Origin of the sequence: Flavobacterium sp. J27 (assembly GCF_004303025.1) — a bacterium.
Taxonomy (GTDB): Bacteria; Bacteroidota; Bacteroidia; order Flavobacteriales; family Flavobacteriaceae; genus Flavobacterium.
This window is the reverse complement of record NZ_PJQW01000010.1, coordinates 162436-189431: the sequence shown is the minus strand read 5'-3', so window position 1 is coordinate 189431 and position 26996 is coordinate 162436. Positions and strand designations below refer to the sequence as shown.

The 26996-nt window shown below is 28.1% G+C and carries 21 protein-coding genes; 11 read left to right on the top strand and 10 right to left on the bottom strand.

What is annotated here, in order from left to right:
- Positions 1-43 precede the first annotated feature (43 nt).
- The 10 genes from CX675_RS14510 (at position 44) to CX675_RS14465 (ending at position 13179) form a co-directional block, all read left to right on the top strand.
- Positions 44-718 carry an NAD-dependent epimerase/dehydratase family protein gene (locus tag CX675_RS14510; RefSeq protein ID WP_130735968.1) on the top strand — a complete coding sequence of 225 codons (675 nt, stop codon included), beginning with the start codon at positions 44-46 and terminating at the stop codon, positions 716-718.
- Positions 719-976: 258 nt separating this feature from the next.
- Positions 977-2188, top strand: coding sequence for a tyrosine-type recombinase/integrase (locus CX675_RS14505; protein WP_130735967.1), 1212 nt, complete (start codon positions 977-979; stop codon positions 2186-2188).
- Between the two features lie 306 nt (positions 2189-2494).
- Entirely contained in the window at positions 2495-3304 is an 810-nt protein-coding gene (locus CX675_RS14500) for a type IV toxin-antitoxin system AbiEi family antitoxin (RefSeq protein ID WP_130735966.1), read from the top strand.
- Positions 3301-4095, top strand: coding sequence for a nucleotidyl transferase AbiEii/AbiGii toxin family protein (locus CX675_RS14495; RefSeq protein ID WP_130735965.1), 795 nt, complete (start codon positions 3301-3303; stop codon positions 4093-4095). The genes CX675_RS14500 and CX675_RS14495 overlap by 4 nt, the downstream gene beginning before the upstream one ends.
- A gap of 72 nt (positions 4096-4167) precedes the next feature.
- Positions 4168-5964, top strand: coding sequence for a restriction endonuclease subunit S (locus CX675_RS14490; protein ID WP_130735964.1), 1797 nt, complete (start codon positions 4168-4170; stop codon positions 5962-5964).
- A 44-nt stretch (positions 5965-6008) separates the two neighbouring features.
- Entirely contained in the window at positions 6009-7526 is a 1518-nt protein-coding gene (locus CX675_RS14485) for a restriction system-associated AAA family ATPase (RefSeq protein WP_240723648.1), read from the top strand.
- Positions 7527-7532: 6 nt separating this feature from the next.
- Positions 7533-8600, top strand: coding sequence for a hypothetical protein (locus CX675_RS14480; protein ID WP_130735962.1), 1068 nt, complete (start codon positions 7533-7535; stop codon positions 8598-8600).
- Positions 8600-10411, top strand: a complete 1812-nt coding sequence (locus CX675_RS14475) for a hypothetical protein (protein ID WP_130735961.1) — start codon at positions 8600-8602, stop codon at positions 10409-10411. The genes CX675_RS14480 and CX675_RS14475 overlap by 1 nt, the downstream gene beginning before the upstream one ends.
- A 4-nt stretch (positions 10412-10415) precedes the next feature.
- Positions 10416-11876, top strand: a complete 1461-nt coding sequence (locus CX675_RS14470) for a class I SAM-dependent DNA methyltransferase (RefSeq protein WP_130735960.1) — start codon at positions 10416-10418, stop codon at positions 11874-11876.
- Positions 11877-11889: 13 nt separating this feature from the next.
- The gene (locus CX675_RS14465) at positions 11890-13179 is read left to right on the top strand and encodes a hypothetical protein (RefSeq protein WP_130735959.1); all 1290 of its coding nucleotides are present in this window, start codon (positions 11890-11892) and stop codon (positions 13177-13179) included.
- Positions 13180-13222: 43 nt separating this feature from the next.
- On the opposite strand, the gene CX675_RS14460 is transcribed toward CX675_RS14465, so the two are convergent.
- The 7 genes from CX675_RS14460 to CX675_RS14430 form a co-directional block, all read right to left on the bottom strand.
- Complete coding sequence (locus tag CX675_RS14460) at positions 13223-13405, bottom strand: hypothetical protein (protein ID WP_130735958.1); 183 nt, start codon at positions 13403-13405, stop codon at positions 13223-13225.
- Between the two features lie 6 nt (positions 13406-13411).
- Positions 13412-14344, bottom strand: a complete 933-nt coding sequence (locus CX675_RS14455; RefSeq protein WP_130735957.1) for a relaxase/mobilization nuclease domain-containing protein — start codon at positions 14342-14344, stop codon at positions 13412-13414.
- A complete protein-coding gene (gene mobC / locus CX675_RS14450; protein WP_130735956.1) occupies positions 14345-14683 on the bottom strand; it encodes a plasmid mobilization relaxosome protein MobC in 339 nt (112 codons plus the stop codon).
- Between the two features lie 141 nt (positions 14684-14824).
- On the bottom strand, positions 14825-15310 hold the full coding sequence (locus CX675_RS14445; RefSeq protein WP_130735955.1) for a hypothetical protein: 486 nt from the start codon (positions 15308-15310) through the stop codon (positions 14825-14827).
- Positions 15310-16002 carry a hypothetical protein gene (locus CX675_RS14440; protein ID WP_130735954.1) on the bottom strand — a complete coding sequence of 231 codons (693 nt, stop codon included), beginning with the start codon at positions 16000-16002 and terminating at the stop codon, positions 15310-15312. Before CX675_RS14440 ends, CX675_RS14445 begins: the two co-directional genes overlap by 1 nt.
- 483 nt (positions 16003-16485) lie before the next feature.
- Positions 16486-17031, bottom strand: coding sequence for a hypothetical protein (locus CX675_RS14435; protein WP_130735953.1), 546 nt, complete (start codon positions 17029-17031; stop codon positions 16486-16488).
- Between the two features lie 14 nt (positions 17032-17045).
- Positions 17046-17564: a hypothetical protein gene (locus tag CX675_RS14430; RefSeq protein ID WP_130735952.1), complete on the bottom strand. Its 519-nt coding sequence runs from the start codon at positions 17562-17564 to the stop codon at positions 17046-17048.
- Positions 17565-17671: 107 nt separating this feature from the next.
- Between CX675_RS14430 and CX675_RS14425 the strand changes: the two genes are divergently transcribed.
- Positions 17672-17923 carry a helix-turn-helix domain-containing protein gene (locus CX675_RS14425; protein WP_165396058.1) on the top strand — a complete coding sequence of 84 codons (252 nt, stop codon included), beginning with the start codon at positions 17672-17674 and terminating at the stop codon, positions 17921-17923.
- Positions 17924-18026: 103 nt separating this feature from the next.
- Here the strand turns inward: CX675_RS14425 and CX675_RS14420 are convergent, their stop codons facing one another.
- The 3 genes from CX675_RS14420 to CX675_RS14410 all read right to left on the bottom strand — a co-directional run bounded on the left by CX675_RS14420 (position 18027) and on the right by CX675_RS14410 (position 26986).
- Complete coding sequence (locus tag CX675_RS14420) at positions 18027-19361, bottom strand: T9SS type A sorting domain-containing protein (RefSeq protein WP_130735950.1); 1335 nt, start codon at positions 19359-19361, stop codon at positions 18027-18029.
- A gap of 117 nt (positions 19362-19478) precedes the next feature.
- Positions 19479-20405: a hypothetical protein gene (locus CX675_RS14415; protein WP_130735949.1), complete on the bottom strand. Its 927-nt coding sequence runs from the start codon at positions 20403-20405 to the stop codon at positions 19479-19481.
- Between the two features lie 17 nt (positions 20406-20422).
- The gene (locus CX675_RS14410) at positions 20423-26986 is read right to left on the bottom strand and encodes a hypothetical protein (RefSeq protein WP_130735948.1); all 6564 of its coding nucleotides are present in this window, start codon (positions 26984-26986) and stop codon (positions 20423-20425) included.
- Positions 26987-26996 lie beyond the last annotated feature (10 nt).

Sequence of the window (26996 nt, the reverse complement as noted above, 5' to 3'; positions counted from 1 at the left end):
ATGGTATTGTTGTTTATCTACGGAAGTATAATTTAATTAAAAGATGAAAAATATAATAATAACCGGCTCTTCAGGAATGTTAGGCAAAGCCGTATTACAAGAATGTATAGAAAATCCAAACATTGAAAAGATCCTCATTATTAATAGAACACCACTTGGTGTAAAACATGACAAGGTAGAGGAAATTGTTTTGAATGATTTTTCGAATATTGATACACTTAAAGAACAATTAAATGAATATGATGCATGTTTTTATTGCATGGGTGTTTCTGCTGTAGGAATGGATGAAGAAAAATATACCAAGATTACCTACAACGTTACAAAAGCATTTGTAGATATCCTCTACTCTGTCAACCCTAATATGATATTCAATTATATTTCAGGTGCTGGAACTGATACATCAGAAAAAGGAAATGTCATGTGGGCAAGGGTTAAAGGTAAAACCGAGAACTACATTTTACAAAAAGGCTTTAAAAAAGTATATATGTTTAGACCTGGTTTAATCATTCCTGAAAAAGGCACAAAATCTAGAACTGGATGGTTGAATATAACATACAAAATAATGAGTCCTTTGTTTCCTCTACTCAAGAAAATGAGTGGAGTAACCACATCAACAAATATTGGATTAGCTATGATAAATACTCTTTTCTTTGATGTTGAATCGAAATATCTTTCAAATAAAGATATTAATATAATAGCTCGTAAAAAAATGAGTTAAGATATTCTATTTTGGCACAACATTTGAGAAATAAAACCAATTAATAACCACAATTTCGGAATACAAAAACGCATACGATTTACTGTTTTAAGTGTTAAAAACAAAACATAAGTTACTGAAAATCAATACACATATTTTCAAAGTTGGTTTTCATAACCCTGAGGTCACGGGTTCAACTCCCGTCTTCGCTACAAGGTTTATAAAAATCGTAAAATTAGATTTTATGCGGGATTAGAGCAATTTAATCCCGCATTTTTTATGTCTAATTTATTGAAATTTTTGTACATTGAACACGATTTTGAACACGATTTGAAAAAAAAGAAAAGATACTCGGAACCTAAACTATATGACGCAAATGGAGATTTATCCAAGCGTTGGTATGTTTATTTTTCATTTAGAAAAATAATAGATAGCCCTTTGGAAAGATATCCTAACAACATTTATGCTCCGCAACATTTTGATAAAAAAGAACGTATTGAATGGTTGAAAACTATTCAGCGTAATTTATCGGTACTTTTAAAAGATGGTTTCAATCCTTATAATCCTGAAAACAAATTTAGTTTTGATGAAGAGCAACAAGGAAAATCGATTCAAGATGCTTTTGAATTTGCTCTTACCATTAAAAAAAACACTTTAGCTCTAACCTCTTATAAAGGACTTGAAGGAAGAATAAAACGCTTTGAAAAATGGTTAAATGAAAATGGATTTAAGAATCGATTAATTGATTCTGTGAATAAAAAGGTTGTAACTACTTATTTGAATGAAATTTTAATTGCTACTTCAGCTAAAAACAGGAACAATACTCGTGCCGATATTAGTACTATTTTTTCAACTTTAGAACAAAATGAAATTATAACACAAAACTTTGTTCAAAACATTCCTATACTTAAAACGAATCCTGAAAAGAACAAGTCCTATTCTAGTGCTGAAGAGTCAAAAATTTTTACGTATTTAGATAAAAACAACAAGTTATTGTCTTTATATGTAAAATTCATTTCTTACAATTTTTTAAGACCAGTGGAAGTGAATCGAATTACAATTGCTGATATCGATTTAAAGGATAAAATTTTAAAAATTAAAACCAAAACTGGATTTCAGTTAAAAAGAATTCCTCAACTCTTAATTGATGAGATTCCTGATTTATCTAACTACCCCAAAGACGCTTATTTATTTGGTAGAAAAGATTTTGGACAATATTGGGAAGCCAATGAAACTAGCCGAAGAAATGATTATTCAGATTATTTCTTAGAAGTGAAAAAGAAGTTTGGATTAAGTAAAGATTACGGATTATATAGTTTTAGACACACTTTTATAACCAAGCTCTACAATACTTTCATAAAGGAAATGACTCCAGAAGAAGCTGAATCAACCATTATGTCAATTACAGGACACACTACAAAAACTGCTTTACGTAAATATTTAAGAGAGATAAACGCTTATATTCCTGATGATTATTCGAAGTATTTGTAAATACTATAGTATAAATTAAACATGAATATAAATTTTATAAATAAAAAGATTATTTATTACTAAAAAAATATAAACATATTTTAATAAACTCTATTAATTTTTAAATATTGATAATAGATTTCTTTATTTTCAATAGGTGTTTTTCCTGAGTTCTTTCTTATCTTAATTTAATTAAATAATTTATATACGGAAATTAGTAAACCATTTAGTATATTTTTTAACCATAAAATATACTATTTAGCATATAATATATTATATTTGCGTAACACTACACATTGTGTAGTAAATAGCAAACAAAATACACTAGTGAAAACAGGAACTCAAACATATAATTATTTAGAAGAATATATAGACAGTGTAAGAGCTAAAGGAAGATATGCTTTCACACTTGAAGAACTAAAAGATAAATTAGAAGTAACAGATAAAGCAATTCTTCAAAGCCTATATAGACTTAAAGTAAAAAATAAGATTGTTCAAATACGTAAAGGTTTCTATACTATACTTCCAGCAGAATATTCGAGATATGGTGTAATTCCAAGTAACATGTATCTAGATGACATGATGGTATCGCTAAAGAAAAACTATTATTTGGGTTTAATTTCTGCAGCTGCAATTCACGGAGCATCACATCAACAAACAATGGAAACATTCGTAATTACAGAGAAGCCAGCTTTACGAGATATTAAAAATAAAAAGCTAAAAATAAATTTTTTAGTAAAAAATGAGTGGAACAAAGAAGATATTAAAAAAGTAAAAACGGAAGCCGGATATATAAATGTTTCTTCTCCAGAACTGACAGCTTTAGATTTACTTTACTATGTTGAAAAACTAGGAATGAATCGTGTGATTACTATTTTAAAAGAATTAGTAGAAGTAATAAAACCAAGTTCATTAGCAAAAACAGCTAAAAACTATTCACAAATTGCAGCCGTTCAACGATTGGGTTATTTATTAGAATATGAACTTGAAAATGAAAAACTGGGTCAAGTTGTTTATAATACAATAGCAGATAAAAAAGGAGTAAACATACCCTTAATGCCAGGGAAAAATAAAAAAGGAATTACTAATACCAAATGGCGTATTATAAACAATATTAAAATCGAGAGCGATTTATGATTCCAAAAAGATATATAGAAGAATGGCGTGAGTTTGCACCTTGGCCAGAGAACGGACAAGTTGAACAAGATCTTATCATTGAAAGAGCAATTGTAGAAATATTTGCTGACCCATTTTTAAATGAAAACCTAGCGTTTCGTGGTGGAACAGCCTTGCACAAACTATTTCTAAAGCCTCAAGCAAGATATTCAGAAGATATAGATTTAGTGCAAATAAAAACAGGTCCTATAAAACCTATTTTGGCAAGAATTAGAGAAGTCTTGGCACCATTCTTAGGTACAAAAAGAAATATTGAAACAAGTGTACATAACAACACGGCAACCTATCGCTTTGAAACGGAAATTCCACCAATAATACAGATGAGACTAAAAATTGAAATCAATTGTAGGGAACATTTCACTGTGTTAGGATTGCAACAAGTACCATTTGAAGTAAATAATGGTTGGTTTTCTGGAAAATGCATGATTAACACCTATCACGTTGAAGAACTATTAGGAACTAAATTAAGAGCATTATATCAAAGAAGAAAAGGAAGAGACCTCTTTGATTTAGATTTAGCAGTAACAAATCTTGAAATTGATGAAGGTAAGTTAATCCAATGCTATAAAGAATACATCAATTTTTCTGATGGAGTAAATCCAACGAGTAAAATGTTTGTAGCAAATATGGAAGAAAAAATGAAAGATGATGAATTTCGAAACGACATCTTTACGATTCTTAGACCAGATATTGAGTACCATAATGATGTAGCATATCAAAAAATAAATGAAAAAATAATTAGTAAAATTTAATAATCATCTCAGTAGTAGCCTTAACTACTAGTTTAAGTCGCATGATTTCTAAAATCATTTAGAGGATTAAAAATGAAAGAACTAAAAGAACAATATAATTTACCCACAGGATGGTCAGTTGCTACAATTGAGGAATTAATTGATGGGAAGGATGGTATATTCAAAGACGGTGATTGGATTGAAACCAAAGACCAAAACCCAGACGGAGAAGTTAGGTTAATTCAGCTAGCAGATATAGGAGATGGTTTTTTCAGAAATCGTTCCGATAGATATATGACAAAAGAAAGAGCTTTAGAGCTTAATTGTACATTTTTAAAGAAGGGTGATATCTTAGTAGCTAGAATGCCAGATCCATTAGGAAGAGCTTGTGTTTTCCCTTATACTGATGAAGAAAAATATGTTACAGTTGTTGATGTTGCCATAATAAGAACTGGACAAAACGGCGTAGATAGCCGATATCTTACTCATTTTATAAACTCCCCACAAATAAGAAAGCAAATAGAAAAAATGCAAACTGGTACAACCAGAAAAAGAATATCTAGAGGAAATTTATCAACTATAAAAATTCCTGTTCCTCCATTAAATGAACAAATTAGAATTGCATTAAAAATTGATGAACTTTTTAGTGCTTTAGATAATGAAATTGAAAACCTTAAGCTTATTCAAAATCAGCTCAATATATTTCGACAAGCATTACTAAAGCATGCTTTTGAGGGTAAATTAAGTGAGTTTTGGAGAAGTGAAAATAATATAAAACCAGCTAAAGAATTATTAAAAATAATCAAAGCTGAGAAATTGAGATTTTATGAAGAAGAATTAAACAATTGGAAAGTTAACTGTAAACATTGGAGTGATTTAGGTAAGTTAAACAAGAAACCTACTAAACCATCAAAGCTCAAGGAAAGTTTAAAAGTCGATAAGCAAGATGTGAGTGATTATAAGGTCTTGCCTGACAATTGGTTGTGGACTAGAATTGCTGATGTTGTATATAAAGTTGGAGATATCAATCATAAGATGCCGAAAAGTCAAAATTATGGAATACCTTATTTATCCACTGGAAATATTAATGAAAATGGAACTTTAAATTTCTCAAACACAAAGTTGATTTCCGAAGAAGACTATCTTGAATTATCAAAAAAAATAAAACCAAATTTAAATGATATTATTTTTCCAAGATATGGAACAATCGGAAAAAATGTTTTGGTTAATACAGATAAGAAATTTTTAATATCATATTCTTGTGCAATTATCAAAACAATTCCACACCTAATAAATCCAAAGTATTTGTATTTATATACACTTTCACCTGTTTTAAAAAGTGAAATAGAAAAATACATTGTACAAACAACACAAGCAAATATAGGTATCTCCTCTATTGAAAAATTTGTTTTTCCATTGTGCAATTTAAAAGAGCAAGAAAAAATTGTTTCGGAATTAGAAAAGGCTCTTTCTTTAATTGATAATCTTGAAAAAACAATAAATAATAGCCACATTAAATCTGAAATCTTAAAAAAAGTAATTTTAAAAATGGCATTTAATGGTAAATTAGTTAGCCAAAATTTAGAAGATCGACCAATAACTGAATTACTTACAAAGATTGTTTTGGAGAAAAAAAATAGATTGGAAGCATTAAGAAAACAAAAGAAGCAAACACCTAAAAAAAAAATAAAAATGGCTAAATCTTTAATTGAAATAATTGAAAGTGAGTTTAATCACGATGAATTTAATTATGATGAATTAAAGGCTAAAACTAATTTGCCTTATGATGAAATAAAGAAGCAATTATTCGCTCTTCTTGAGAAAGGGGATAAATTAAAATCTTTTTTTGATGAAAATGTTGAAACAATTAAATACCAAGTATTAAAATGAAATTAACTTCAATTAATATTTTTAATATTAAACATAGACCATTAATGAATGGAATATCCCTAAATTTTCCAAGTAATGGAGATAATTATATTAATACAAATTGTTTTATAGGAATTAATGGGTCAGGTAAATCTCAATTGCTTGAAACAATTGCCGAAATATTTTTGTACCTAGATAATTCTTGTAGATCTATAAATCCGGTTAAAAAGTTAACTTCACCAGCACTTTTTGAAATAGAATATTCATTAAACATTAAAGAAAATGATGTAAAAGTTAATGTTTTATATGATAATTATAAAAACAAACTTCCAAAATTTAAGATTACAGAAAATGGAAATGATAAGCTTGTAGATTCTGATGATTTAAATACTTATTTGCCTTCAAAGATAATTGGTTATACATCAGGATCTAATGAAACTATTAGCAATCCATTTTTGTCTTATTATGATGTCTATGCTGATTTCGTTGCTACTCGCGCATTTGGTGGTAGTAAAGAAGAGGATTATGAGCCACGATTCTATTTTATGGATTATAATACCAATTTAGGTATTGCAATCAGTAACTTAGTTTTTGATATTGATAAAAAAAACACAGATGCGAATAATCCTTTAACTAAAGTTAAGAAAGAACTTAATATTGAGAAGATAAAAAGTTTTCAAATAGTAATTCAAACTATGCAGCCAGCTGCTCCTAAATTAGTTTCTGATTCAGGAGAAACAGGGGTTATATTAACTACGGAATTAAAAAAATGGTTGAATGAACTAAAAAAATCTTCAACATGCTATGATTATTCTGTTAAATATAACAGGTATACTTTTGATTTTTTATTAGATAGTGCTTCAAAAGAAGCATTAGCATACTTCTTTAAAACTCCATATAATTTGTATAGTGCGCTTTATAAATTTGAAATTTTAAATAATTTAATTATTGATAAAGCTACAAGGAAAAGTATAGAATCGCAAAGAGCACAAAGAAAATTAACTGCAAAAATGCCTGAAGTACCTGACAAAGATAAGGTTCTGAAGTATTCTGAATTAAAATTAAGATTAACTAATGGACAGACTGTTGATTACTTGAGTTTAAGCGATGGAGAGCATCAATTTTTTAATGTTCTCGGCACACTTTTAATGATCAAAGATGAGAATGCACTTTTTCTTCTTGATGAGCCGGAAACGCATTTTAATCCAAAATGGAGAAGGTTATTTATTAGCAAGATAAATTCAATAACCCAAGGAAGAAAACAAGATCTATTCATTACATCTCACTCGCCTTTTATTATTTCTGATACATCTAAAGAGTTTGTTTATATTTTTAAAAGAAAATCTAAAGATGAGATTGAAGTTGAGTTTCCTAAACTAGAAACATTTGGTGCTTCATTTAATCATGTTTTAAAAATGGCTTTTGATTTAGATGATTCTATGTCAGAAGATTCTGCTCAATTCATAGAGATGCTTCTTAAAAGTGAAGATCCTAAAGAAATAGAAGAAGGAATAAATAAATTAGGAGACTCTCCTAAAATTATGACTCTTTACAGACGATTAGATATGCTTGAAAATAAATAAGATTATATGTTATTTCAATATACATACCCAGAAAATCACACTTTAGGTCATCTCAATGATTATTTGGTTCAATTTGTAAATTCCATACAAGAAACTAATGAAAATAATAATTTTGATTTAGAAGCGTATTTTCATCCTGATTTTGTTGATATTTTAAGAGAATCACCAACATTATTAGTAAAATTTGAATCTTTTTTCGATACTTTCAAATTGCTTCCTGAGGTTTCAAAAAATCAATTTTTAACAATTTTATCTGATTCTCAAGATATTGAAAGTTTATTTTTAAATGAAAATATTGATTGCAACATATACAAAACTATAAATATTGAAAATCTGATTGGGAATAATACATTTAAAGATTTAGCAGATTTTTTATTTACTTGTGTTAAATACGATCGATGGAATATTAAGGAGCATTATGAACTAATTTATAATGCTCTTGAATATAAAGTTTGTCCTTTTTGTGGCGTACATCCATTACATAAAACTTATAGAGAAGATTATGATCATTTAGCTCCAAAAGCAATTTATCCATTAGTATCTATTAATCCTAAAAATTTGGCACCAATGTGTCATGATTGTAATTCAAAAAATAAGGGCCCTAAAGATGTTCTTTATTTACCAAATGGAATTAGAAGAGCATTTATATACCCATATACCCATCATATAGCAGTAACAATAAATTTTGTAAATTCAATAATACCACAAACAGACAATGAAAACCCTAATGGGAAATGGTCAATATCTTTAAATCCAGATAACGATAATACTAAAAACTGGGATGATATTTTTAATATAAAAAAAAGATATCTAGTAGACTTTATAATTCCAAGTTATGAAACTTGGCTAAAAGATTTTGTAACTGACTGTATTGAAGATAAAATTGATCTAAATAATACCGATACTATAAAAATTGAATTACAAAGATTAGGCTTAAGATTTAGAAGAAAATGGTATGACCAAGCAAATATAATTAAAGGCCCATTATTTGAATATTTAGCTAATTGTGATAACCAGCTTTTTTATAATTCAATTAAGAAATTATACAATAGAATAGTAAATTCTACTAAATAATGAACATAGAGGTAATCAACGACATACGCATTAAAGAAGCTTCTTTAATAATTGATAAACTAGGAATCCCTAAAAAATTTGTTTGGAGTCAATATTATGTCATAGTGAATGATAAGGAATATCCGTTCAAATATTTAATTAGATTAGCATATCAATTAGCTACTAATGAAGAACTTGACTTTCAATCAAACAATATAACAAGAAAATATATTGAAGATTTAGGTTTTGAAATTAAATACTATGAAGGAGGGTATAACTTTTTTACAAAAGAAGAATTAGCATTTTACAACTCAATCGTTAATACAGACTATAGAAAAGCTAATTCCGAACATAAATATTATGGACAAAAATTATATCCAATAATTGCAAAAGCTAAATATTGGGCAGAACAATTGTTAATTGATGACTTTAAACTTCGCAAGGATGGTAATTGGTTAAATGGTCATGTAGCTAAAATAAAACCTTATTTCTGGCCAAGAATTTACAGTGGTGAGGATAAAGACATTTTTTTTAATGTCGAGGTTAATGGATCTAATAAATTTATTGGGTACAAACTTGATGGTTATTTTGAAACTACTAAGAGACTGCCAGATTATAAAATTAAATTATTACAAGAATATAAGGAAATAGTAAATTGGAGTTGGCCAAAAATTTCATTTGATAATATAGATGAATATAATTGGGATAAGCTTATTGAGGAGAGTAAAGCATACATAAATAAACATTTATCTAATCATAATCATTTAAAGAGAATTTTGTCTAAAGAATCTAAAATCTGTAGAATAACATGGAATAATAATGGTTGGATAAAGCCATCTGGTCTTTCAGGAAAATCAAAACACCCTAGTTTTGAAAAAGAGAATGGATTTGGGCACGAGGAATGGCTTTTTGATGGAAATAAAATAATTGATGGTTATAAATATGGATTTCTGGAGCCTATCCATAAATTTAGAACTAAATATCAAGCGAAACTTTTTGACCTTTTATTATATACTAGAGATTCTGATTCAAATCAAAACTATTGGGTAACAACACTAAAAGATGTAGAAGTTATTAATACTGAAGAATCTGAAAAAGTATTAGTTCATTACAAAAATGAAGGTTGGTATGATGAAATGAAATCAGATTTATATAATCTTAGTTTAGATTCAAAACAGTTAGACACATGGATTGACGAAGGAGCGCAGCAGTTATTTAATATTAAATTTAAAGCATCACAAATAAATGAAATACCTAATGATTTAATTTTAGTAGAAAATCCTAATGAAATTCCATCGAGTAGATATTTATTAATGGATTTTAAAAATGATATAACAGAAAAAATTAAACAAAACATCAAAACTAAATTTTCATTTGATAATTCAGGTAGTGAGGAAGCAGAACTTGAATCAAAAGGAAAAAGAAAGAAAAACAGAAAAGATATTGAATTAGAATTTAAACATAACCTTCTACAAAAAAAATTCCTACAATTTTTACAAAACAAATATGGTAAAAATGCAGTTAAAAGAGAATGTACAGCTTATGGAGCTTCGCGAATTGATATAACCAGAAAAACAAATACAGGTTTTGTTTTTTATGAAATAAAAACATATAATAGCTTGCGTTCTTCAATTAGAGAAGGTTTAGGGCAATTACTAGAGTATTGCTTATATCCTAATGTAAATGAAGCGGAAAGCATTGTGTTAGTTTCTCATGTAGAACCATCCACAGAATTAAAAGAATACTTAATTCACATTAAAAAATTTATTAACCTTCCTTTTTCTTATATTCATTTTGATTTAGATAAAGAGAAAATAATGTCAGAAATATAAAAATATGTCAACAAATAATTTAATAACTAAAATTTGGTCATTTTGTGATACATTACGAGATGATGGTTTAGGATACAATGATTATCTTGAGCAATTAACCTATTTGCTTTTTCTTAAAATGGCTGATGAGAATACAACAAAGTATAATCTACCTGCAATATGTGACTGGAAAAAATTAGTAGAAAATTCAAGGGGTGAATTGCTTGAACAGTATGAAGAAATATTAAAAACATTGGCTGAATCTGGTGGTATGCTTGAAAAAATATTTGCTGGTGCTCAAAATAAAATTCATGATTCCGTCAAGCTTAAAAAATTATTACTCTTAATTGACGAAGAAAATTGGTCTTCTACAAATGCAGATATTAAAGGGGAAATCTATGAATCGTTACTTCAAAAAAATGCAGAAAATAGCGGTGCTGGTCAGTATTTTACACCAAGACCAGTTATACAGGCAATGGTCGAATGTATAAAGCCTTTACCTATGGAAACAATTGCTGATCCATCATGCGGTACAGGAGGTTTCTTCTTAGGTGCACTAAACTATATACGTGAAAATAATAAGTTAACAGTGGATAAAGAAAATTTTCTAAAATTTGAAACATTTCATGGTTGGGAAATTGAAAAGGCAACGGCGAGGTTATGTTTAATGAATCTATATTTACATGGAATTGGAGACTTAAAAAAAACACCCGATATACAAGTTTCTGACAGCTTAAATCCGCGAAAAGTTGGTAAAGAAATTCCAAGAGTAAAAATTGTTCTTGCAAATCCACCTTTTGGTAGAAGTAGTAGCGATATACCAACAATAGACAAGAACCAAGCACAAAAAGATGGATATTTTTTACGTGAAGATTTTTGGGTTACAACCGGTAATAAACAATTAGCTTTTCTTCAGCATATTGTATCAATGTTAGAAGAAAACGGTAGAGCTGCAGTAGTATTGCCTGATAGTGTTCTTTTTGAAGGAGGAGCAGGTGAAATTATTCGAAAAAAAATGCTTGATGAGGTTAATTTACATACAATATTAAGATTACCAACAGGAATTTTTTATGCTCAAGGCGTCAAATCAAATGTTTTATTTTTTGAAAAAAAGAAAAATGTAAAAAAGAATGGAACATCTGAAGTTTGGTTTTATGATTATAGAACCAATATTCATCATACTCCAAAAAACAATCAAATTGCGTTTAAACATTTGAAAGAATTTATTGATTGTTATAATATTGGTTCAGAAAATAAACGTTCCGAGACATGGTCAACTGAAAATACAAAAGGGCGTTGGAGAAGATATTCTTATGATGAAATTATTGAGAGAGATAAAACTAATTTAGATATTTTTTGGCTGAAAGATGATAGTTTGATAGATATAGAAAATTTACCAGAACCAGAAATGTTATTAGAAGATATTATTGAAAATATTGAAAGCACTTTAGCAAATTTTAAAACCATTAAAGATTCTTTGATTTAAATAGTAATTCAAAATGTCAATTATAAAAAATAAATTCTATCATTTGTTTTGGAATAATCCATCATGTCAAAACTTGTTCTTACTTTCAAAAGAAGAACTATTAGAAACAAAAACTTTTGGTGAAGATAAATCTCCATTCACATTTTCAACCAATAGAATTATAGTTTCTAATGCACAAGATAATCAAAATGAATTTTTTGATACAATCAAAACTAGAAGTGAAATTTACAATGTAGAAATTGATAGTTTACTAAACGAGAAAATTGAATATTTTAAACCTCTTATAGAACAATTCTTTGACTCAAAATTTAAAAAGTCAATAGAAAGATTAATGCTTGATATTGAAAAAAAACCTTTAAAATTCTTATCATTTATTTTAAAAGTAGCAGCTGATGAAGAAAATAGAGAAGTTAAAACAATAGAATTCCTTCAAAAATATGGCTTTATCGGAAAAAATTTAAATTCTTTTAAAGAAATTGAGACTAGTATTGGAAATTCTTTAATTCCTAGTAAAAACAATGAATTAATAAATGAAAATACTATAAATACATTTTTTGAAGGAGTTAAATTTGTTAAAGAACTCTATGTAAATCATTCTTATAAAAATCTTTATAATACAAATCAAATTTTAATTAACACATTAAATTCTGAAGATAATTTCCAATCTAGAATTAAGCTTTTTGGAGAACTCTATGATTCAAAAATTATTGCACCTTCAAAAGACGATGCTTTTATTGAATGTTCACATTGTGATCCATTAACATATAGAGGTGTATTCCAATTAAGATTAAATCCAAAAAAACTGAAAGATTTAAAATGTCCTGTTTGTTCAAATGAACTTACCTATTTTGTACCTTATAAATTACACGAAGATATATACAAAATTGTAAAAAAACATGATGGCTTAATTCTTGATGCACTTCAAAATAAATTATATTTAAATGGAATTAAATATGAAATAAATAAAAAATTCTTAAATGATATTGAGGTTGATTGCATTTTTAGAGATGGTAATAGAATTTTTATAGTTGAAACTAAAATGTACAAACAGAACAATACAACCGAAAAAAAACTTATAAGTAAGATTAAAGAACATTTTAGTAAATTAATTAAAGATGTAGAACGTATTGAAAAAAATGAGGAATTTCTAGGATTAGAAATAGTTCCATTTTTAATTACAAACATCAATAATCAGAATATTTTAAGAGCTTCACAACAATATTTTAATTCAATTATTACAGAAAATAAATATTATGATAATGGCAATATAATCAACTTAAATTTGTTAAAAATTAAGTCATAAAATAGGGATAAATATCATTTTGTAAGTATTATTTATAATTTTATTAAATCCTTCCCAACTTCCTCAAAAGATATTCAGTTGCTTCCGCATCTGAGAGTAGCGGTTTCTTTTTCGGTTTTTTTGTAGTAGTAAAAGTAGCCGTAACAACACCTAACATTTTATACAGCCTTTCGACTTCCTGTTGAGGAAGAGCTTGTATAACGTTATATGCTGTTTCGGCTTTCATTGTAATTTATTTTCTTCTAAATTTTATGAATGGTTTTTTGTTTACTCTTTTTTGTTGATTTTCTCCCAAATTACTTTTTGGTTTTTGATTATTGTTTTGGTTGACTCGCTCAGTTGTTCTGAGAGTTTGTCTTGTCTTTTGTTGATTTTCTGTAATTCTTCCAGTACTTTGGAAAATAATTGAATGGTCTCTGTCTTGTTCATCAAATTTTGTTTTTAAAGTATTCCAGGATAGTTTTCTATTTACTTGACTTCCTTTGTAAGTCTTTCCGTTGTACTCAAAAGAAATACCAGATATTACACCTTGCTTGCTTGAATTGAATTTCACATTTATTTGTTTGCCCTTAAGTTGCTTTTCAAATTCACAAAGTGAAACATTATATTTTATAATTTCATTAATAATTCTTTGTAGCTCTAATCTTTCAGGTTCTTCACCGGTTCGTAAACATTTTTCAATTTCGCCTTTAGATAGCACATTAGATTCTTCTCTTTCTTCCAATACCGTTAAATTGTATTTTAATTCTAACTTTCTTATTAATGCTTCACTTCTTTTATAATCTTGACTATCACTCACCACATTACCTGAGAAAGCTACTCTATTAGCTACAATATGAATGTGCGCATGATCTTGATCGGTATGTTTGTAAATAATGTATTGATTATCATCAAAGCCCATACCTTCAAAGTAATCCTTGGCTAAATAGGTAAACTCTTGGTCCGAAAGTGTATCGGAATAGGGCAAACTTAGAGAAGTATGATAAACAGCTTTAGATAAATTTGGGCGCAATTGTCTAATTACATTTAATTCTTTAGTTTGCATTAGAACTGAGTTGGCAGCTAAGTTGGTATCTAAAACACACCCTTGTCCTTTATCTATTTTCTTTTGATTATAAGATAAAACACCATAAAAATCTTTTCCTTTTATTTGTTTACCAATCATCTATTCTAAAATTTTACTTTTTATTTGGTATAGCATTTCTTTTAATAGATTTAACTCTTTGTCCATATCATTTCTATCAATAGCATTTTGATTTGACTTTTTTGTTAATTGATTAATGTTATTCCCAATGCGACTTAATTCAACTAAAAATTCTCTATTAAGCGGTGAAATAGCTTGCTTTGGTAATTGCTTATTTAAAGACCTTCTCCTTACATATTGCACCACAGAAATACCATAAGTATTAGCCTGACTTTCAATAAATATTTGTTCGTCGAGAGTTAATCTTATATTGACTTGAAAAACTTTTAATGCTTTCACATCACTCTTTGGTCTTGCCATAATAATTACATTTTACTAGGTTTTTGATAGCGATAACATGAACTAAAAAACCCACTTAAATTCATTTCATTGAACAAATTTAAATGGGTTTAATTTTAAAATCTAAGGCTATCGTACAAGTAGAGTGTACGGTAGAATTTTCTAAACCTGTAATCTTTCGTAAAGTTGCACTATGTCTTCCCTAGCCTCTTTTCCATCAATATAAAAATCTGACATACAAGCTAACAGTTCAATCGCTTCCATATAATGACGAAAGCTATTCATATCATCACCATAGTATTTAAAAGCATTTTTAGGATGCGTTTCTTGAGGCGAATTAAACTTTGTTCTATCTCTATTCTTTTGATTAAACCGTTGTTTTGATATTTCTTCAATAACATTAAAATCTATATTTTTTGCTTCATAAGTGTTCAATTCAAAATATTCTTCTTGAAGAATTACTATTAAAGCTCTTCTTCTTGATAAATTGGATTTTATGGTAACCCCATTCAGTTTATTTGCAACTTCTTTTAAATCCTTAAAAAAAGATTGCAATTGATTATAGTTAAATGTTAAGTCCTCCCTTATAACACTATAATTCACTTTATCATATTTTTCAAGAATCTCAATTACTTCATTTAAAGTCATTATAATTTTGGCCCTCCTCTACCTTTATTTTTACCGTTAGCTAAATTCCAATTTAATGAATAGGTTTTACTTAATACTTTCTTATAAATTGCTAAATTTTTGACTAAATCTACGATTTTCTGCTTAGCAATTTTACTGATTAAACCATATTCCAAAGAACTACATCGTGTATCAATTAATTTTTGTTTAAGTGTAAAAGCAAGCAACATATTTTCTTGAAGAGAAAAACTATACTCATTTGCTTTAGTTAATTGCTCACCTATTTTCTTAAATGGTTGCTGTTCTTTTTTTAAAATATTTTGAATCTTTTGCAGATTAAGATTAGATTCATTTTCGTTAACAACTTCCTTTGTGAATTTTTGTAAAAATAGTTTCCCATATTCAAAACTTCTTAAAGGCATGTAATCTAATAAAACTATATCTGTAAATTCTAAGATATCATTGTTAGTTAAAATCTCTTTTAAATAATATTCCTTTCCTAGTATCGACTCTAAATAGCTTAATTTAAAATCTTCAAGATTTTCTAAAACTAATCTACCAAATTGCCGAGTCGTATTTACAATAGTATGCTTTTCATAAAGAATATATTTTTTGACTTCTTTATTTTTTTCTTTATCATCATGTTCATGATATTGAATGGCAAATAGTAATGAAATAATAGACTTTAATTCATCTGGAGTAAATTGAATCAAATTTTCATTGTCTTTATACTTGTTTAAAATATAACTATAAGTATAATGTGTATAATTTTTAAACTGTATTGCTTTGATAATCTTCTATTTTAAGTAAATCAAAAATAAATAAATATTTTAAAAAAAGAAATTGTCTAATTAGAATTTAATCTTCGTTTACGAGTAATAAACATAACATCTTATTTATCTTGAAGAGTTAAAAACTGTTGAATTTAAATTAAATATTAAAATAACAAAATTTAGATTTATCTTATAACCTTAAATAAAAAAATCAATTTTAATTTAACGGGGTGTGGGGTGTAACCCTGCCAAGCCATGAGACCGAAGGGAGCAGTTTTTGCTATCAAAAACATGGCTTGCTTCATGACAACCTAAAAATTATTATTTCTGAACAAATTATCAATTCTATTTTTAAAATGGAACAAAAAAAGACTTCATCATAGAAGTCCTTTTGATTTATTTAATATTGTTTTTACTTTTAAATTAGCTTGATATTGTTTCAATTACATCTAAAATTTCTTCAATTGATTCATCAGTAATTATACTTAAATCTAATTCATTTGCCAATCTCGAAATTTTCTTCAACAACATTTTTTCTACATCATCTCTTAAACCGCTTTTTTCAGGTTCATAAAGTTTGTATGCAAATTCTCTACCTAATTTTATTTCAAATAAATCTTCATCCTCTTGAAACTCTTGCTTAATAAAATCATCATTATACTTAAAATAATTTTCATTCAATGATAAAAAATATAATGCCATCATATCCTGCTCATCTAAACTATTTAAAAAATAATTTAAATAATTTATTACTTCGGGTAGCGTATCCAAATTAAAATCTCCTTGATGGTAATTTAAAGTTTCTAAAAGTGGATTAACATTTTCTGTATTTAATTTATTAAATCTTTTTGAAAAGTGAGTAAATGAAAAGTGGTAGAAAAAATCTTTTAGTAAGATTTGCTTGGCATACCGACACATTATTTCATTTACTTGCTTGGTAACAATTAATTTTTCATTGACAGAAATCATAAAATCTATTTTAATTAAACTAAAGTTTTTGGATTGGTATTTCTCGAATAAATTTCTAAATATTCATCTTCGGTAATTTGATTATCATAAACATATTCAAAATAAAATAGTTCTTCAAAATAGAGAGCAAAAAATCTTTTAATGTAAAAATTGACGTTGTCATTTTGAATATAAATAAATAATTGTTTAATAATCTCTTCTCTAATATTTTCAATATTACTAATACTAATACCATTATTATTAACTTTTGCTTGAAAGATTATTATATCAATATAGAGAGGATCAGCTATTATGATTTTAAAAGTGGAAAATCTATCTTCTTTTGAAAAATTATTCAAAATAATTTCGGTTTGCTTTCCAATATATTTTTCTATTATCCAACTGTCCTTTTCATAATTACTTCTCGTTTGCAAAAAATCTTTGCATATATCTGTTTTACCATTATCAAATACTGGTTTATCTGATTTTCCAAATAAAATTTGGTTAAGAAGAGGTTCTAATATTTGGTAATTGATTTTTTCAGTTTCTTTCATTGGAGATATATTGAAATTTATCATTTCAAATATAATAAAAAATGCAATACATACAATCCCTAAAATACAATCACTTATAAACTATGCATTTTGATGATTTTTGCATAATGCCTAGAGAAAGAAAAAATCCTATACCAGAAATTGTAGTTTTATTTGGAAAAAGAATAAAACAATTGAGAATTGAAAGAAAAATGTCTCAAATGGACGTGGGTGCTGCTCTTGGAATCGATAGAGAAAACATAAGAAAATATGAAAAAGGTTTACAAGAGCCTAAACTATCTACAATTGTTAAATTTGCCGAATTATTTGAGGTTGATTATAATAATTTAATTCAACCAAAAAAATGTAATGAACTTTAAACTAATAAAAGAACTGTTTATTCTTAAACAGTTCTTTTATTAGTTTAACTTAAATCGTATTTCTATGCAAAAATATTTTTGTATGTCTATACAGTATAAAACTTTAATTTTTAATAATCTTTATTGGCTTTTGAATACCATTGGCATAAACTAAAGCAAAATATACACCTTGATCAAGTCGGCTTAAATTAATTTCTACATTAGTATCATTTGTAATTTCATTATAAATTTCTTTCCCAAATACATCAATAATAACGATACGTTCAATGGAAACAATTGACTCAATAGTTAATTTATCTTTAATAGGATTTGGATAGACCTTAATAGATGTTTCAGTAGTAAACTTTTCATTACTTAAAACACTAGGACAAGACACAAGTAAAGGTAATATTGATGAAGTACCTGAGCCACCGTTTCCAAGTTGCCCATCAAAATTTGAACCCCACACATATAATTCACCATTATTGTTTATTGCTCCAGCACTTTCACCTCCAACGCTAACTAATTTCCAGTTATTTGCTGAACTTAGTTGAAAATCCCCAGAAGTTTGACCTGAAGATCCTAAACGATAACCTGCAGACCTTAAAGTACCATTATTTAATGGAATGTATACAAGGGTACTATTCCCTGTATCTAAATGCTTCACATATGCAGGATTGTTATTTAGTGGATCATTTGGATTTATCACTAAATTATTTTCATTCACATCAAAAGACCTTCGGTCACCCGTTGTTGTATACTTAACATTTGTACTAAAATTTTTTTTAGCTGGATATTGAATATTGTTTGTAATAACCGAACCAAATGGAACATCTAAAAAATTATCATGATTCCAACCCCAACACCAAACCGTTTTATCTGATTTAACAGCAACAGTTACTCTATCATGAGCTGATGCTTGAACCCAATCTGTATCCATATTTCTTTGTTCAGGAACTAAAACATTGATACCACTTGGAAACCCAATTAAAGCAAATCTTTCTGAACTTCCCCAACCCCATAAGGTTCCATTTTGTTTAATGCCAATTGAATGAGTAAATCCAGCTGTAACAGTTTTCCAGTCTGTATCAGATCCTACCTGAACAGGAGAATTTCTATTTAGTAATGTCCCGTCTCCTAACTGCCCTCTTTCATTATTTCCCCATGCCCATAATGTGCCATCTGTTTTTACACCTAGTGTAAAAGATGCAATAGGATTTATACTTGCAGAAATTTCTTTCCAATTAGTATCGGTTCCAATTTGAACTGGAGTCGACCTTTGACTATTGGTTCCTTCTCCAAGTTCGCCGTATGTATTCCTTCCCCATGCCCATAACGTACCATTTTCAGCTATTGCAAAAAAATTAGAATTGCCTGCCGTAATGGATTTCCAACATTGACTATATACACTTGAATAGATTCCTGCAATAAAGAATAAAATTAAGAATGTCTTTTTCATATCAATTAAGTTATTAAATTTTATAATAGCAGGTTTTGTTTTATAAAGTTACTAATTATTTTTTCCTCTTATTATTTAATTTCCTAAATTAATTGAATTACAGCTGAATAAATACTTTTAATTTACGGCACCCACAGTTTCAACAGTATTACTGCCAATTTCAGTAAGTTCTATAAAACTGCCTATTTTCATTTGATTAGTACCTCCTGGTGCTGTAGAAAAAGCTAATTGAGGAGTTAAAATACCTCCCGTAGTACATCTCAACACTCCTTCAAATTCAATGGTTGTGGTAACTGCTGTATTAGCAGCATTCAAAACTTTACTCCCTATTCCACTAACTTGAACATTTGAGACGGTAGTAGCTATTCCGTTTAATGTAGATGAAAAAAGTCTAGCTACATATTCCATAGATGTTATATTTAACCCTGATGCTACAAGCCATCCCATTGATGTAGCATGGCTTATGGTTCCATTTCCTACTAAGAATTTCCCTTTAAGAAAATAAGTCTTATTTGCCGATAAAGTAAATGCATCGCTTGAAGTTGGAAATGCGTTTTGTAACACATTTGAATTAGCAAGTGTAAAATTTGAAGACAGAACACCAATTAATTTTACTGGTCCAGATACTGATAAATCCCCACTACCTGTAATAGCTTGTCCATTAATCGTTTTAATATTAGTTCCACTTACTAAAACATCTTGCTTATTATTCAAGTCAGTTTCTAATCCTGTAACTTGGTTTTTAGTTATAACACCTGTTATTGATGAAGCTGTTCCATTTATATCTGTGACAACAATATTACCATTTAAATCAGGTGTGATATTATTTACTTGTTTTACAGGAGCAAAAGCTTCAACACTTTTTTTTGCGGTTTTAGGAGTCAAAAATTTATTATCAATTAGAGCATTTTGAGCCTCTGCATCAGAAGCTTTATCTTCTTCAATATTAAGTTTACTATCAATCAAATCTTCAAATTCTTCTTGAATTGGCCTTTTACCTGTTTCAAAATATGATTTTAATTCTCCTCTATTTTTTGTTGCCATAATTTATTTTTATTTATTTATCTTATATAAAATGTTCCTCCTACAATCATATCTCCAATTCCTCCAATATCTTTCCAGTTTTCTTCATTATAAACTGTTAAAATATTTTCTTCGCTACTCATCATACCTGCAGTATTTTCGGTAATAATTTTAAAATGATGATATATCGAATTATTTTCACTATCCAAGATAGATAATGTACTAGAATTTAAGTCTGTAAATTCCAATGGTAGATATGTGTCTTGGTCATTTGTTTCTAGTTCATATATTTTCACCCAATTGCCTTGTGAATTCATTTTGTATAAATGATATTTCCCTTTATAACAAGTTTTTTCCCAGTGAAGCACAATTCTTGTTAGGTCATTATTTGAATTTAAAGGTTCTGAATAATAATCTAAAATTGGAGAATTAGGTGTATAGTTCTCAACTAGGTTAGTAATAATCAATTTTGAAGCTTCAGATGGAGCGTAATCTATTACATTTATTAGTTCTTTATCATTATAACGAATTCTTCTAGAAACAGTTAATCTATAAAATAAAGGGTCGCCAAATGGTACTTCAGGCAAATCTGAAAAATCATCTTCAAAAATCCATTTACTTTCCTCTAATAAATTTTCAACTTCTAAATCAAGAATTTTAACTAATTCCATAGTTCTTATCGATAATGCATCGGATGGATTATCAGCTCTATAAATTGAAACTTTTGCTATATTTTGAGCTTTAGGATAAGCGTTAATTTGTAATTGTATGGAAGGCGTTACACCTAATACTCTGTTTTCTAAAACAGGAATAACTTTAATAATCTCAGGAGCGACTGGCGGTGCAGTATTTACTAAACTTATTGGGCCCAATACCTCACTATAATCACTGGTTTTCATTTGATTATTAATCTCTCTTACCGCATAAAAATATTTTGCATTAGAGGCTCCGTCAAGTCCAAAATCTGTAAATTGAGATTCATACTGGCCACCTTGAGGATCTATTCTACACATCATTGGTGCCATATCAAAATCAGATTCTGGGTCAAGCGTAGGTTGTAATAGATTTCCATTTCTATCTCTTACAACTTGCTTCTTAGGAATTGGTTTATAAGGAATTGGCTTTACATAATTATACAATACAGGAATTTCTGTTAAAGGAACAAAACAATTCATTAAAACATCTTTAAGAAAGTCTTTAATCTTTAATTCAGTATTCCTAACATCTCCATTAGATGTAAGCACTTCTGGAATAACTGTTTCATTAAGATTTATAATAGGGACAGAAATATGTTCAACTTGATTAGGTGAATTATTATAAAACACATTATGAGCATCAATAAAAGCATTAATACTATTAATAAAAGAAGGACTATCAGGTAATGGTAAAGTTCTTTCATCGAAAGTAGCAAAATTTCCAGTTGGATAATTAAAGCTCAATAAATCATTCCATCTATTTACATAAAAATTTTCTTCACCATTTAAGAAAATATTTTGCATCACCTCCTGAACTGTGTTTAATATAGGCAAGCCTGTTTCTACATTATAACCTAAAACATCTTTATTATAAATTGCAGATAAGAATTGAATATCACTCGCTCTATTAAATTGAACAGAATAAGGTTTATGAATTTGTTCTGGTGTCCCGTATTTTGTAGTAAAGGTATAAGATGATTTTCCAAAATAATCAGGACGCGTTGCATACATACCTCCTTTTGGTTTTTGTGGCTGAACAGGTTCTATTACTGCATTAGCAAACATTAATGCTGGAACTGACATTTTAGAAAAGAAATGTTCCGTATTATCATAGGGAAACTCATTTGGAAAATCCCAACTTCTTAATCCAAAAACAGTATAACGCACCTCATCATCTCCTTGAGGCATTACACTATCTTTATTTAACCCTAAATTATCATCTTTATATAAATACACTTTATAACCAGGATAATAATTAGTCATTTGATTAATTGAACTAACTTCATCAGCCATTAATTTTCCTTTGTAGGTATCCAAATCACTTAAATTATTTGGAAAAGCTAAATCATCAATATAAAGAACTAAATCATCAGTTGTGGAGCCAATGTGTTCTGTTTTAATTACTTTAAATTCTTTTCTTAGACCATTATTATCAGACAATGTATGTAATCTAACCATCCCATTATACCACTCAACGGAATTACTACCAGGATTACTTTCAAGATAATACTGAGAATGTTGTTGAAGTTTAAGCCCTGGGAAAGTAATTTTATACAATCCTAAATGTTTAAGTATGAAATTGCCATTTACATCAGTATCATATTGACCATCTCCATCCTCATCAATTTTTTCCATTATTTTTTCTATAATGGCATTTTGATAGATTCCTCTAAATTTTTGTATGTGAGTTTCTGTACTACAATCTATATTTTTTATAATTATATCGTCTTCTCGGTGGATTATATTTTGATCAATGTTTACACTAAAACCTGAATTAGTTGGTATTCCCCAATTAGATTGATTTTGCATATTTTCAACAATCACAAACATACTTCCAATTTCTGGAACTAAAACTTCAGTTTCTGGATTAGAAAAAGAACCTATATTCAAAATAGCTCCGCTTGCATCTGCTTTAAAAACAGTAAATTTTGGATATAAGCCAGAATTATCAATTTCATGAATAACATATTCTATATTGTTAACTAACATAATACTTCCAATATAATTACTTTCTGTTCCATTTTGTATTATCGGAATCAAACTTTCATTGTATGTCGGAGGTATTGTTTGTGGTATGATACTATCATTTATTCCAGAGCTATAAATTGGAAATGGCTCAGTATCCAACTCAATTAACAAAGGGTTGCTATTATCTGAAAGAAATTTAATTTTTCCAGAAACACTATTAGGCGCTTGATCTTTAAAGAAAATTTGTATTTTTTCTGCAAATAATTCTTTACTATTTTCAGTTTCAAAATAAGTTGGGATAATTTCTCCATCTATTTTTTGATGATAATCAATTAATTCTTGTGCATAGTTATAATCAAAAGTTAAACGAACTAATGTTTTATCTAAATTTGCATTTTGCGTGAATAACCCCTGCTCTTCAGAAGATGTTAAAAACAGAGGAATTTCTTTTTGAATTAAAGTTGCTGTTATATTTGTTGGAGGTAATAATTCATTAATAGTTGGCAATACAGTTTCAACAAGATGAACAACTGAACTAAGAGCGCTTCTACTGAACCAATTTATTCCATAAGATGAATAGTTTAACTTTCCATTTTGTTTAATTGCATGAGTGAATAATGGCTTACCTTCCTCAGGTATTACTAACTCAACTGTTTCATTTTTTAATTCAGAAGCTACTCCACTAGTATCAATATTAAAATAGTTTGGATGGTGTGACAACTCAGGTTTAATCCAATTAATATCTCCTGCATTTCTATACTCTAAACCAGCAAAAACAGCTTCTGTATATTCTGAAGCTATAAATTCATTAGAAATGTAATAGAATGGAGCATCAGCTAATTCATCAATTTCATATTCTGGAAAAAGTGTATAATATTTTGTTTTACCATCCTGAGAATAGCCTTCAGCGGTAACTAAATTGATTTGCTCACTTTCATTAAATTCTTCTTCGTTTTCATCTACATCAGAATTGTCATAACTATTTGGAAAAAAGATTCCTGGAACAGGTTCTTTTAAATCTACTGGGATAGGTAGACGTTGATCTTCTAGAGAAGTTGGTAATGAGCAATATAAATGTTGTACTTCTCGTGCTCCTAAACCGTCATGTAAATCTCCAAAAGTAACATATTCAGAAAGATACATATATTCACCCTCAAATACCATTGGATTTAAATCCAAGGTTCCTAATCCTAACATTCTAGCAACATGATAATCTAAAGAGCCTAACTTAAGAACTTCTAAAAAAGGTATTACGATTCCTGTATCTTCTGTAGGTGTATCTGGAATATATGGGTCATATTCAGGTTCATTTGGGTCGTTATTTGGATAAGTAAGATTACAAGCGTCTACATCATTACTATCTACAAAAGGGAATATTTCTTCTGCTGTAGGGTTGCTAAAACTATCACTCAATTCTATATATTTTTCAACTGAAAAAAGAATTCTTTCAAGTTCTGGAATACTTTCTGAATTCCATTTTGTATGATAATTTTCAACATTTACGAATGCTTGGTCATTATATCGCAACCATTTTTTTAAACAATCTGCTTTTGGCTCTAATCTTTGATAGGCTACATTCGTTTCTTTAGTTAATGCGTATTTTCCAAGAAAATTCCATTTCCTAAGTTTTTTAGTATTCGTTATAAAATCAGCATAAAATTCAAATTGTAGTACTACAATATGTGCACCACTACTACTAAATCGAATACTTCTTATGTTTTCAGAAAGTAATGGGTTATCATTCAGTTCTGCTACTGTATATTGCTTTCTTAAAGATGCTACTTTTGGAGATGAAATAGTATTTTCTGATACAGAAAGTACTTCAGTCTTTACAAAATTATTGCTGTTTAAAATTTGAAATACTGGTGTAATTTTGAAACTTAATACTCTTTTAGTTTCTACCTCAAGAACACTATCACCATAATTTTTGATAAACTGTAATGTATTACTAATTGGATTTAAACTAGCTCTAACCAGATTGTATTTATCAATATCTCTGAAATGAACATGAAAAACTTTACCATTAATCTTGTAAATCCAGTTTTTTCTATTAACGAATTCATTTACTTGAAGAGGTGCATTTCTAAAATCAAGTCTTGTAATGTAAGGAACATATTTTGCTCTATAAATTTTTACATAATCCTCATTTTTGTTAAAATGATGTGTTGTAGTAGCATAATTTGCTTTTGGCAAATGGTTAGACAATGCATCTTTAAACGCCCATCTTAAATGAATCCCTTCTGTACTATCTTGACCTTTAGAACCTGCTGATTGCAAATATAAATTTCCAGATTGAATAGAAGAATGGTCTGATAATTCTAAAACATTTTCGCAATTACAATTGCCTAATTGCGATAGATAATCAAAAATAAATTCAACTGAACTTAGAGCATCATAATAATAATCTTCAATACCATCATCACCAATAAAATTATTATAAATTGTTATGGCTTTTATTTGAAACCGCAATTGTTCTTCAAGACTATATTGAGGAAAGTTACTGTTAATTTGCAATAAAGTTTCTATAAATTGTCTAAAACAATTTTGAAATAAACTCAACTTTTCAATATAGTTAGAATTACTGTTCTTAACTTCATCAACACATTGATTAAATGCCCCTTGTAATTTATTATGTTCAGCACAAATCGCATCATCTTTTATACATGTTTCTAAGTCAGGATCGAGATTAGAGCTACATATTTTTTCTGGCTCAATAGAATTGTCAAAGACATGGAAATCTTCTATGACATCTGTTCGATAAGAAATTAAATTTGTATCTAACAATCTGTTAACAACATTAAAAGTATTAGAACTATTTAAAGTATAATTTAACAAAACGGTTATACATGTTGACAATTCCAAATTTGAATCAAATAATAATACTCCGTCAGAACTTGGATAAATAAAAATGGGATTAATTTCTGACTTTACAAGTCTTTTTACACCATAATAATCATTATTAATTTTAAACGTCTTTGACCAAATAATCTGTAAACGAGAAAAATCATTAATGTTTATTTTATGTATTACTGAACCTTGCTCTTCATTAGTCCCTCTAAAAACATTAAGATAAAGCTCATTATCAACGATAATCATATTAGAAGAACCAGATATACGCGTATTTGGGATCTCTGTAATATAATTTTGATTCGTTCCATCTAAACAAAGTAAGAGTATTTCTCCCGATCCTTTACTACCAGATATAAAATACCTATTTCTTGTATAATCTAATAAATCATTGGATACAATTACTACATCATGGCTATAAAAATCAGAATTTTCATTATTTCCAATATGAATTTCCTTATCAATTTTTACTGTTAAATTATAATTTAAGTCTAGTAGATGAGTATTTCCACCTTTATGATCAAATACAATTAATAAACCTTCTTCATATGATTTTACAGAATTTAAAATCATTTCTGATGCACTTCCTGAGTAATAATAATTCTGATTCACTACATTAATTTCATTATCAAACTCCAAAACCATTAATTGCTTTAAACTCATACCTCCATAAGTTACTTCTGGACCTCCATATAATCCTGAAAAAGCAAGGTAAAAATTATTGTTTATTTTAGATTCTACTAAAAAAGCTCCTGATGTGCCTATTAAATCTATTTTATGTACCGCTAATAATACTCCATTACTATTAATCTTTACAATATAATCATCAATATTATTTGTTCCATAAATTACATATTCTATCTGTTGAGAAGAATTTATAGATTGTATAATCTCTTTAAAAACAATATTATTCCATTCTGAGTGAAAATATTCTTTCTTCCAAACAACACTTCCATCTGTTCTAGATTTAAGAACAGTGGGATAAGTTGCAGAATTACCTACAGAATAATTAAAAAGTTGATTACTTTCTAAAAATTCTTTAGCAGATTGGATTAGTAAATCTGAATTATTATATCTGTTTACAAATGACATACTTTTTCTT